Origin of the sequence: Eubacterium segne (genome assembly GCF_014287775.1) — a bacterium.
Lineage (GTDB): Bacteria > Bacillota > Clostridia > Lachnospirales > Lachnospiraceae > Eubacterium_G > Eubacterium_G segne.
In genome coordinates, this window is the sequence record NZ_JACOOZ010000005.1 from 1 (window position 1) to 11,781 (window position 11,781).

An 11,781-nucleotide genomic window follows, 5' to 3' on the forward strand; every position below is an offset into this window, starting at 1 on the left:
TAACGATAACACCATCTACGTCTGCTTCTTCATATAGTAATAAATTGCCTAAGATAACATGGAATGTTACTGAAAAGAATCTTTTGTCAATTCAGGTAAAGGTTAATAATGGAAACTATACGGCATTAGCAGGTACAAATACTGGCAATGCCACAATTAGTGATTTAGAATCAGAAAAGATTAATACAATATCTGTAAGAGCGATAGACAGAGCAGGCAATATAAGTGCAGAAAAGAAGTTTACATATTATTATGACAGAACAAAACCTGTAATAAATAATTTCAAAATTTCACCTGATACATCCGAAGAAATCCACAGTGACAATGAGGAACCGAAAATCACATTTGATGTCAGCGAAAACACTCTTAAAAATGTGAAAATTACAATAAAAAATGATGAAGGAGAGCAGAAGACAGTATACGACGGAAGTAGTGCAAAGGGGACTGTAACTGTTAATAAAGGTGTATTAAATAGTGGATTAAATGCAATATTTTTGTCAGCCACGGATAAGGCAGAAAATTATGCAACAATAAATGCAATATATTACTATTTGGATACGGATATTCCTAAAACAGGAACAATTACCGTAACACCTAAAACAAGCATGTTTAGTTATAGAAATGTGCTTCCTGTTATACATTGGGAAAGGTTTGAAGATGACTGCTTAAAAGAAGTGCAGGTAAGAATTAATGATGGAGAATATAGGACGCTTGGTATTTGGAGTGAAGGAGAGGCACAGTTAGAAGCATCTGATTTCACAGAAAAAGGTACTTATGAGTTACAGGTAAGAGCAATTGATAGGGCGGGGCATGTATCAGAGGAGATTTCAAAGACGTATTATTATAAAGATACTGTGTCAGAGGTAGATAAATATAAGCCGATTAATGTATCAGCAAAAGAAAAAATCGGTGGTAATACGATAATCAGATTTGACAATGAGTCAGGAGAATATCCTGAGGACATTGCATTTGAAATATATAGGGGAACAACACCATTGTTCGTACCGGATAGTACCGCATTGGTGAAATCAGGGGTATCCCATAAGGGAACCGTAGTATCCGGCGAAAAAGGGGTTACATATTATTATAAAGTAAGGGCAGTGACCGTGGATGGTGAAAAGAAGTACAGTGATTTCTCAGATGAGATATCATCAACAACACTGACAAATAATGAGATAAGCAACAGATGCGGTATCAAAGGTATATATGAATATGAAGGATTCTCTACACCGAATGGAAATGGAAGTATAGAACTATCCAGAGGAAATTTGGTATATGAGCAGAGCGATATAATGCTTCCAGCACCACAGCTTCCGATAGAAATCAGCAGAACGTACAATTCAGGTTCACTAGAAGTGACGGATTTTGGAAGGGGATGGAGTTGTATTTATGATGCATGCATTAGCGAGGTGTCAGATAAAATGTATTACAGAAGTGGTACTGGTGCAGTATACGAATTTACAGATGATAATAATGACGGAGAATATGAGTGTGAAGATAATTCGGAGTTGAAAATCATTAAAAAGAAAGAAACAGCTGAAAGGATTATTAAGGGAGAAGCGGAAGAAAACAAAAAGGAAGAAACATTGGTTTTTGATAGTAGCTATGTACTGACAAATAAGGAAAATGATAAGTATTATTTTGACGAATACGGTTCTTTGGTTTTAATTGAGGAAGAAAACGGAACATTTTTATATATGGAACGTGCAGGCAACGACGGACAGATTCAGGCAGTGGTTACAAGCAGTAACAGTAGGGCAGAATTTTCTTATGGGGAAAAGGATTCAGATGGAAAGAGATATATTAATAGAATTTCCATCAGTGACGGAAGTTATTATGAATATATTTATGAAAATGGTATTATGACAAAAGCTATTCATGTAGGAAACAAAGGAGGCAAGATAGAGTATAAATACGGATATGACGGCAATGGAAGGCTTAATACCATAACTGATGCTATGAGAAATGAGTATCATATGGATTACAGCGAAAGCAAGGCTGTAAAAGTAACTTATCCAGATAATGAATATATTTCATTACATATCACAGATGATAACACGACTGTAAGCAAATATACCGCAGATGGCAATAAACTGTATGATGAAAGTTATGCATTTGATGTCCATGGAAAGAAGATTAAATATGTTGATGCTATAGGAAATGAGAGCAAATATGATTACAGGGGAGAATTGTTGAAAACTACGAAAAATGTGATCTCTTATTATAAAATAATTGATGGAATTGTAACGCCAGTGTCAGTGATAACGTCAGATGTTACAGAGTATGATGATAATGGAAATGTCACAATGCAGACGGATGGTGAAGGAAATATAACAAGGTATAGGTACGAGAATGATAGGGAGAATCTGCAGAAATTGCCTACGGAGATAAAAGTAGAGAGTTCAGATGGAAAAGAAATATCAAAGAAAGCATACGTGTATGATGTTAAAGGAAATATAGTAAAGGTCGTTGATTATACGACGAATACAGTATGTACATATAAGTATGATGAGTATGGAAATATTACGGAAAGTCAGGAAGTGCTGGTTGAAAAAGTGAACATTAATGGCATTTCTTTGGATGTTGCACAGGATAGTGGTGAACTGGAAAATAGTATGTTAGTAGCATCAAGAACAGAAACATATGATGAGGATGGAAATGAGCTGACAGAGGTATCATTAACAGATACAGAGTACGAAAGTATAAAAACTGACTACAATGACCTGGGAAGTGAGGATGGTTCTATTGATGAAAAAGAAATAAGTTTGGAATATATACATGATGAGTTTAGAAGGACAATAAAGACAATTGAGACATCAGGTAATAAAAGAAAAACAACAGAAAGTGTCTTTGATAAGAACGGAAAGATAAAGTCATCAAAAGACGAAGTTGGAAGGGTAACAACGTATGAATATGATGGAATGGGAAGAGTCGTTAAAACTACACTTACAGTTGGGGAGGAGTTTAAAACTACAAAAATAGAATACTCTTACGAGGATGTGATAATTCATAGTGGTGGAGAAAGTCAGACTGTGAAAAATGCTAGAGTAAGTACCGTTAGAAACACAAGTGGAGAAGTTATAGGAAAGACATATACGAATAATATAGGTCAGACAGTAAGAGAATTAAGTGGTGGAGTATATGTTGATTATACATATGATAAGCAGGGACAGGTGTTTACAACATATACAGGTGGAAGCAGTGAAGATTCTATTCAAAATATTACAGAGTGCAAGTTGTCGGTTAGCGTATATGATGAAAAGGGAAATCTTACGGATACTATAATAAATCCGGAATATGTTGATGGATATTATAGGGTTGGAGAAGATTCAATTGTGACTTCAAATGTATATAATAGTATGGGAATGCTTGTAAAGGCAGTAAATGCAAAAGGATATGCCACGACTTATGATTATGATGAACAGGGAAGACTGATTAAAGTGGATTTAAATAATGAATCTTTTAACGTATATGAATATGATGATGAAAATGTCAATGATGATGGAGAATTAAAATCTGTTTCAACGATTACAACAGATGCTCTTGGAAGAAAGTCCAGAGTAGAGACAAATGGCGAAGGAAAGACGTTGTCAATAACAGATGAAAGCAATAACGGAAATATGGTTACATCATATGAATACGACACAGGTGGTAACATATCGAAAGTAAAATATACGGATGGAGGATACAAAAAGTATACATATGATGAGTATGATATTCTTCAAACGAGTGTATCATATAATAATAAAAATCAAGCTGTTAGAAGTACATTATATATGTATGACGAGGAAGATAGGCTGATATGCAGGAAGGACAGTAGGATAATTGAAAGCGTGGAGACACCTTACAGATACACCTGCTATACATATGATCAATTCGGGAGAATGGCAGGAATATCGGAAATCAATTCTAAAAATGAGCCTTCACAGGAAGAGAAAGAAAAGTATATGACAAAATATACTTACAATGTTGATGATTATGTGACAAAAATAGAGTATCCGGATAATTCATCAGATGAATTAAAGGGAATAACATTTAAATATAATAAAGATAAGTGGATAACGGAGATAGATGGTATTTTAAAAGATAATACATCTGTAGTGATAAGAGCATATGAATATTACAATGACGGAAAGACAAAGAACATAAAAGATTTTTATGGTTTCTTAGAAGGAAGGGCTGGTTACATAAAAAGAGATTATATATATGATGCATACGACAGGGTTTTGTCTATGAAATACTATAATAGTTCAAACATTGATAGAATTTTGGAACAATATGAGTACACATATGACAAGAACTCGAATATTATAAGTAGTCATAAAAAAATGATGTATGATGAAAACAAGAAAGATGAAACAAAATCATATGAATATGATAGTATGGATCGTTTGGTAAAAACAAAAACCAAGAATAATCTTACATATGAAGAAAAGATTTTTTTATATGAATATGATAGTGTGGGAAACAGGATAAAGAAGACTGAAAAAGAGTCAAATATTGTAACTGTGGTAGCCGATACATCAAAAAATGTATCAGGCACAGATATAGAACAAGTGGCAACTGTACAGGAAAAGATTATTTCTACCGTATATATTTATAATGATTTAGACCAGATGATAAAATCAGTAGAAACAACTGATGGAAAGTCCTATACTACATTTTATGAGTATGATCAGAATGGAAATAGGATAAAGATAACAGATGAAATAAATAATACCATAACAGAAAATGTTTACAATGTGGAAGGTCAACTCACAGCCGTAGCCATAACTAAAGAAGAAAAGACTGTAACCATACAGGAGAATGAGTATAATGGTGATGGACAGAGAATATCAAAGAATGTAAACGGAATCAAGACCTGTTATTTCTATGAGGGAAATGTACTTTTATATACAACGGACGGAGAAGGAAACAAGACCAGCCAGAATATCATAGGACCAGAAGGAAATACCATTGCAAGTGTAAGGTATGATGATGGGCAAAAAGTGTATTTTTATTCCAAAGATATACAGGGAAGTACATCCGTAATCACAGATGATGAGGGGATATATGTAACATCCTATGAGTACAGTGATTTCGGTGAAACTGAAAAACAGGGAAATGCGTACTTTTATAATGAGATATGTTATACTGGTTGTGTATATGATGGAGAAACGGGACTATATTATCTAAATGCAAGGTACTATAATCCGGATGATGGTGTTTTTCTAAGTCAGGATACATACAGGGGAGAAGATACAGAGTCTGCAACATGGAATCTGTATGGATATTGTGCAGAAAATCCGATAAAGTATGCAGATCCAAGTGGACATGGAAGGGTAATCGTATCAGGAGGCGTTTATTCAAAAAAAAAGAAGGATGATAATAAATACTATTATGAATTCATTGAACCGGCATTGAAAGAAATATATGAACATCAAAGTCAAAAAATTAACTGGTATGTAGCAGATAATGGATGGACTAAAGGGGATAAGAATGAAATAAGAAGAGTGGCTAAAAAGTCAGGCAATATGGTTGATTTAAAAGTGAGATTCTTTAAATCAAAATCGGAATTAATTCTGCGTCTGAATCAAAAAACATATGAGAAACAAAAGATAACAAATTTTACAGTGTATTCGCATGGATTTGTGGGATATCTGGATTTCGGGTACAATGGTAAAAATGGTAATGATGTTAGGTTTAAGCTATATCGTTCTGACATAGGATACATAAAAAAACAATCTTTTTCAAAGCCTGTGTCAACTTTTTATTCTTGTCAAACAGCAGCAACGGATGAAAATGGTAAGAGTTTTGCAAAACAGTGGCAGAAGCGAATCGGAGGTATTACAAATGCATATGCATGTAAAACTGATTATAGTAATATTAATCATAAATACAATCTACGTATTACAAATTTTATTTATTATGCGTTTGGGAGACACTCAAAAGCATCGATTACACCATCATTAAATTATCCAACGGGAACTTTACCGGTTTCATACGGAAAGTAGTAAAAATAGGAGAAAAATAGAAAATGAACGTACAAATACTTAATGAATTATATTTTGAAACCGAATATATAAAATTACTTCATATAGTCCTTATGATTATGGGATGTATTTTGCTGCTATTATCAATATTTACAAAGTGCAAAGTGATTATATCCAATTGCATTTCAGCTTACTATGGAGCTTGGGCAGGAAGTATGTTGGGATATTTTATGGGAAAATCTTTAACAGGAATGAAAATAGGTGGCGTGATAGGAATTATAATTGTGTTGCTTATAAATAATATTCTTGGAAGAAAGCATATACTGGTTGTGGCGTATATGTTTTATATGCAGTGTGCATATATGTGTACATATATGATATTGTATCTTTTTAGAATTGATTATTATGTAGATATGCTTATGGGAAGAGATATACTCCTTTATGAAGAAAATCATTATTCAGCAATGAATATGTCTCTTATTATTTCATGTGTTTTTGCAGTGATAATGACAGTAAGAATGGAGAGAACACAGAGAGATAGAAATATTATTCATATGTATTATATTTTCGTTAGTGCGGTAATGGCTTTGTGCGGATTATTATCGGGTCCAGATTGGGTATATGGTTACATTGGTTCGTGGCAGGATTTCTTTTTGCCACTGTTGGGTGTGGAATATGGCATAGAAGTATTTACTATTGGCCTACTTCTTCTGGTTTTATTGGGCGTCGGATGTGGGTTACATACATGGATAGAGAATAAACGGAATGATATATAAAAGAAAGGTGCTCTGATTACTCTAAAGCTATGTTGGGGAGAACAACGTGAGTGGAAACGGTGAGGAGGCCAACAAAAAACTCCCATGTTTTGTGTTGCAATAATAATAGCAGTTGTACTAGCTGTTATTATCGCAAAAAAAGTCAAAAAAACAGGTGTACTGCAATTTATGATTATTTTATTTGGAGTACATTTAATTATAGGTGCATTTTTTGGTACTTCATATGTAGTTCATCCAGATCCGGAGGTTAATCATTGGATAACCGTGTATTTATCTATATTGAGTTTGGAGTACGACAAGGAAACAAGGATATTATTTTTTATTATAATAGTTACGACATTAATTATTTATGTTGTGGGGATGTTGAGAAAAAAGTATCGGGAATGGAAAAGTAAATCAAAGTAAATTAAATACATTTGGCATATATTTTTTTCTGTGCAAAACGACAAAAAAACGTTTCATAAAATTGTTTAAAACTATTCTGTATTGTCGAAATCGACAAAAATTGAATAAAATGCACAAAAATACTTTACAAAATCAAAAAAATATAGTAAATTATAACTACAAACAAGAAAACTAAATACAGAAAATCTTCTAAAAATATTGTCATATAAATTTAGAGAGTGCTTCGTAGAAGTTAAAGGTTGTATCGGAAACAGCTGATAACAAAAGGTAAGATGCTACGGATGGGAAGCCTGGAACATTAAAATAAATATTTTAAAGAAGGCATATAAGTAATTAGGATGTAGGAAGGTCTTACGGATAAAGAATACGAAGAAGTGAATAGAATGATAGTAGAAGTGGGAGAATGACAAGGAAGTCATTTGAAGAGAAACGGATTTATCCCCAGTTTGGAGGGAGAGGTAGTTTATTAAGTAGTTTTATTTGATAATATTTTAGAGGAAAAGGTATTTGAATCGGGGCATCCGGTACATTAACGAGTGTAATGTATCGGGTGTCCTTTTTTGTGCTTAATACATATTAACTTGCACAGGTGACTATGTGTTTTATTTATAGGCATGTATTTAAGAAAAAAGCTTAACCAATGGAATATATATATGATTAAATTTTCAACCGGTGCACACTTCGACAGACTTTTAAAAAACATATGGGTATAATTAACTTAAAAGGGGACAAAGATGACACAAACTATATACTTAGATGTTTATTTTGGATTTAATTTCCTAATGGATTTCTTAGTTTTGCTTATATTAGGAATAATAATTAAAACAAAGAAACATATTGCAAGAACCGTTATTTCTGCCATAATCGGAGGAATATATGCAACAATTGTATTAATGTTAAAGTTGGAAGGGGGGATAACATACTTTTTAACATATATGATTATGGCAGAAGTTCTTATTGTAATTGCATTTGGTGGGGACAATTTAAAGGCTAATTTAAGAAATATTGCAATTTTATATTCCATAACATTTCTACTTAACGGACTTCTTAACCTTCTGTATTTTAATTTGGAAAATAAAAATATAGTGCAGGGAGCTCAAAATACATATTATGGAAAAACAAATATTTTTATTATATTGCTTGTGGGAATAATGGTATGCGTTATTGTGAAGTATGGAAGGAAAAAAATTTTGAACTATATAAAAAGAGTAGGGAATATTTATACGGCTTACCTGTTTATTAATGACACTAAAATCTCGGCGATAGCATTGCGGGACACGGGAAACAGCCTTATAGAACCTGTCACAAAAAAGCCGGTATCAATTATTGAGGAGGATAAACTAGCAGAAGCCGATATGGAGAATATGAAATATATTTTTGTACCCTATAATACTGTTGGAAAATCCCACGGACTGATGAAAGCTTTTGTGGTAGATAAACTTGTAGTCAATGACATTACCACGGAAAAGGCAATAATAGGAATATATAAAGGAAAATTAAGCCAAAATAATAAGTATGAAATGATTTTGAACCCGGATATATTAAATAAATAAGGAGAATACAATGCTTTTAGAAACAATAAAAACCTTTGTAAATATTAATAAACTGCCATTTTTTAGTGGAATAATAATAAAAAAAGAGGGGAATTTGCATTACATAGGAGGGAATGAAGTGCTGCCACCGCCTCTTAGTGCCAAAGAGGAATATCAGTGTATAAAAAGCTTAATTGAAGAGGAAAACATGGAGGCACGTTCTAAGCTTATTGAACATAATTTGCGGTTAGTTGTATATATTGCAAAGAAATTTGATAATACAGGTGTGGGAGTGGAGGATTTAATATCCATAGGAACCATCGGACTGATAAAGGGAATTAACACCTTTAATCCAACTAAGAACATAAAGCTGGCTACATATGCGTCAAGATGTATTGAAAATGAAATATTAATGTATTTAAGAAAAAACAATAAAACTAAGCTGGAGGTTTCTATAGATGAACCGCTAAATGTGGATTGGGACGGAAATGAATTATTACTTTCCGATATACTAGGAACCGATGAAGATGTTATTTCAAGAGGAATTGAAAATGAGGTGGAGAAAAGGCTTTTATATAAGGCTATAGAAAAACTAAATACCAGAGAGAAGGTAATTGTGGAAATGCGTTACGGATTAAACAACGTTGATGGGGAGGAAATGACGCAAAAGGAGGTGGCAGACAGCCTTGGAATATCCCAGTCATATATTTCAAGATTAGAAAAGAAAATAATTAAAAGGTTAAAAAGGGAAATAGTAAAATTTGAATAAATATAATAATTAAGAATAGGGAGCCATAAATTGGGCAAATTATATCTATGAAAGATATTTTGCAGGGGGATTTTTATGGCTCTTTTTAAAGTTGAAATATGTGGTGTAAACACATCTAAGTTGCCGCTTTTAAGTGAAAAAAGAAAAAAAGAACTGTTTCAGGAAATAAAAAAAGGCAACATGGAGGCAAGGGAAGAATTTATTCAGGGAAATCTGCGACTGGTACTTAGTATTTTGCAGCGATTTTCCAACAGCAGTGAAAATGTGGACGATTTGTTCCAAATCGGATGTATCGGACTGATTAAGGCTGTGGATAATTTTGACGATACCTTAAATGTTAAATTTTCCACATATGCAGTGCCAATGATTTCAGGGGAGCTTAAAAGATTTTTAAGGGATAATGCATCCATAAGGGTAAGCCGTTCCATAAAGGACATTGCTTATAAGGCAATATATTGCAAGGAAAGCATAATAAAGGAAACTAATACTGAGCCTACCATTGAGGAAATTGCAAAGCACATTGGAGCAACACCGGAGGAAATTTTGTATGCCCTTGATGCCATTCAAAGTCCTGTTTCTTTGTACGACCCGGTTTATGACCAGGGGGGAGACACCCTTTATGTAATGGATCAGATTAGTGACAAAAAGAATAAAGAAGAAAAATGGGTGGAAAACATTGTACTAAATGAGGCTTTAAACGGTTTGTCAGACAGGGAGAGAAAAATAATAGATATGCGTTTTTTTAACGGAAAAACTCAGATGGAAATTGCAGATGAAATCGGCATTTCCCAGGCACAGGTAAGCAGATTGGAAAAAAACGCATTAAAAAGTATGAAAAATTACATGAAATAAGAGAATGTCCCGCTACAAATTGATAGACAAAACAGGGATACTGCATAAGATAATAAAAAAGGCTTTAAATGAGAATAGAGGATTTAAAAAGGAAAGAGGTTATAAACTGTTGCAATTGCAAAATATTAGGATGTGCAGATGATATAGCATTTGATATTTGCACAGGATGTATTGAGGCAATTATTGTGCCGGGACCAAGTAAATGGTGTGGATTAGTATGTAGTGATTACGAGTATGTAATCCCTTTTAAGTGTATTACCCAGGTGGGACCTGATATTATATTGGTAAAGGTAGATGAGGCGGAGGTTAAACATAAAATAAAGATGTTTTAGAGGTAATAAATACTCATAATCAGTGAAAAGCCTGGATTCTAAACCCTTGACCTTACAGGGAATATTATCTATAATTATGTGGTAAAAAAGAACCGGAGGAACAACTATGAAGTGTCCATATTGTGGAGAAGAAAATACAAAGGTTATTGATTCAAGACCGGCAGAAGAGAATAATGCCATTAGAAGAAGACGTCAGTGTGAAGTATGTAAGAAGAGATTTACCACGTACGAAAAGGTAGAATCCATTCCACTTATTGTTATAAAAAAAGATAATATACGTGAACCCTATGACAGAAGCAAAATTGAGGCAGGAATTTTAAGGTCATGCCATAAAAGACCGGTTTCCTATGAACAGATTGTTTCAGCAGTGGAAGATGTTGAAAATGCCGTATTTAACATGGAACAGAAGGAAGTTTCCAGTGCGGTTATCGGAGAACTGGTAATGGACAGATTAAAGAAATTAGACCAGGTGGCATATGTGCGTTTTGCATCGGTATATCGTGAATTTAAGGATGTAAACACATTTATGGAGGAACTGGCAAAATTACTTAAATAATTAAGTTTTAACATTTTAACCCTAAGGAGATTTAAATGCTAAATAAATTATACCCGGATACATACCTTGATTCCGTTGATGACATTGATTTTGAAATGTACTACAAAAAAGGTATTCGTGGAATAGTATCGGACATAGACAATACACTGGTGCCTCACGGAGCACCGGCAGATGAACATATAATTAAGGTTTTTGAAAAAATACATGGAATGGGAATAGATACATGTCTTATTTCAAATAATAAGAAACTAAGAGTTGAACCTTTTGCAAAGGCAGTTAATTCAAAATTCATATATGATGCTCATAAGCCTTCAAGGGAAAGCTATAAAAAGGCAATGGAGCTTATGAATACTGATAAAGAATCCACATTGTTTATTGGCGACCAGATTTTTACGGATATCTGGGGGGCAAACAGAACAGGTATAGAAACTGTAATGTTAAAGCAAATTGACAAAAAAGAGGAAATACAGATTATTTTAAAAAGAATACCGGAAAAATTAATTCTCTGGTTATGGAAAAGAAAAGTGCGTAAGTAATGAACCTACGCACTTTTTTTGTAGCAAAAGCCCGGCAAGCAATATCGTGCT

General features: G+C 33.4%; 9 protein-coding genes. All 9 read left to right on the forward strand.

From position 1 onward, the window contains the following. The first annotated feature begins 44 nt into the window (after positions 1–44). The 9 genes from H8S00_RS07845 (at position 45) to H8S00_RS07885 (ending at position 11,730) form a co-directional block, all read left to right on the forward strand. Positions 45–5,993, forward strand: a complete 5,949-nt coding sequence (locus H8S00_RS07845) for an RHS repeat-associated core domain-containing protein (protein WP_207721413.1) — start codon at positions 45–47, stop codon at positions 5,991–5,993. A gap of 23 nt (positions 5,994–6,016) precedes the next feature. Continuing rightward, positions 6,017–6,748, forward strand: coding sequence for a hypothetical protein (locus tag H8S00_RS07850; protein WP_118588697.1), 732 nt, complete (start codon positions 6,017–6,019; stop codon positions 6,746–6,748). 254 nt (positions 6,749–7,002) lie between these two features. Further along, positions 7,003–7,143, forward strand: coding sequence for a hypothetical protein (locus H8S00_RS07855; protein WP_186840369.1), 141 nt, complete (start codon positions 7,003–7,005; stop codon positions 7,141–7,143). A 744-nt stretch (positions 7,144–7,887) separates the two neighbouring features. Next, positions 7,888–8,706 carry a sigma-E processing peptidase SpoIIGA gene (locus tag H8S00_RS07860; protein ID WP_118588695.1) on the forward strand — a complete coding sequence of 273 codons (819 nt, stop codon included), beginning with the start codon at positions 7,888–7,890 and terminating at the stop codon, positions 8,704–8,706. Between the two features lie 10 nt (positions 8,707–8,716). After that, on the forward strand, positions 8,717–9,454 hold the full coding sequence (gene sigE, locus H8S00_RS07865) for an RNA polymerase sporulation sigma factor SigE (RefSeq protein ID WP_118588694.1): 738 nt from the start codon (positions 8,717–8,719) through the stop codon (positions 9,452–9,454). Between the two features lie 75 nt (positions 9,455–9,529). Beyond that, positions 9,530–10,306, forward strand: coding sequence for an RNA polymerase sporulation sigma factor SigG (gene sigG, locus H8S00_RS07870; protein WP_118588693.1), 777 nt, complete (start codon positions 9,530–9,532; stop codon positions 10,304–10,306). A 68-nt stretch (positions 10,307–10,374) separates the two neighbouring features. Continuing rightward, entirely contained in the window at positions 10,375–10,638 is a 264-nt protein-coding gene (locus H8S00_RS07875) for a PRC-barrel domain-containing protein (protein ID WP_021953193.1), read from the forward strand. Between the two features lie 106 nt (positions 10,639–10,744). Further along, on the forward strand, positions 10,745–11,194 hold the full coding sequence (gene nrdR, locus H8S00_RS07880; protein WP_021953192.1) for a transcriptional regulator NrdR: 450 nt from the start codon (positions 10,745–10,747) through the stop codon (positions 11,192–11,194). A gap of 35 nt (positions 11,195–11,229) precedes the next feature. After that, positions 11,230–11,730 carry a YqeG family HAD IIIA-type phosphatase gene (locus tag H8S00_RS07885; protein WP_118588692.1) on the forward strand — a complete coding sequence of 167 codons (501 nt, stop codon included), beginning with the start codon at positions 11,230–11,232 and terminating at the stop codon, positions 11,728–11,730. Positions 11,731–11,781 lie beyond the last annotated feature (51 nt).

Excerpts from the sequence above, each read along its gene's own strand:
- sigE (WP_118588694.1), top strand. The coding sequence starts at position 8,717 with ATGCTTTTAGAAACAATAAAAACCTTTGTAAATATTAATAAACTGCCA.
- sigG (WP_118588693.1), top strand. The coding sequence starts at position 9,530 with ATGGCTCTTTTTAAAGTTGAAATATGTGGTGTAAACACATCTAAGTTG.
- H8S00_RS07875 (WP_021953193.1), top strand. The coding sequence starts at position 10,375 with ATGAGAATAGAGGATTTAAAAAGGAAAGAGGTTATAAACTGTTGCAAT.
- H8S00_RS07885 (WP_118588692.1), top strand. The coding sequence starts at position 11,230 with ATGCTAAATAAATTATACCCGGATACATACCTTGATTCCGTTGATGAC.
- H8S00_RS07850 (WP_118588697.1), top strand. The coding sequence starts at position 6,017 with ATGAACGTACAAATACTTAATGAATTATATTTTGAAACCGAATATATA.
- H8S00_RS07860 (WP_118588695.1), top strand. The coding sequence starts at position 7,888 with ATGACACAAACTATATACTTAGATGTTTATTTTGGATTTAATTTCCTA.
- nrdR (WP_021953192.1), top strand. The coding sequence starts at position 10,745 with ATGAAGTGTCCATATTGTGGAGAAGAAAATACAAAGGTTATTGATTCA.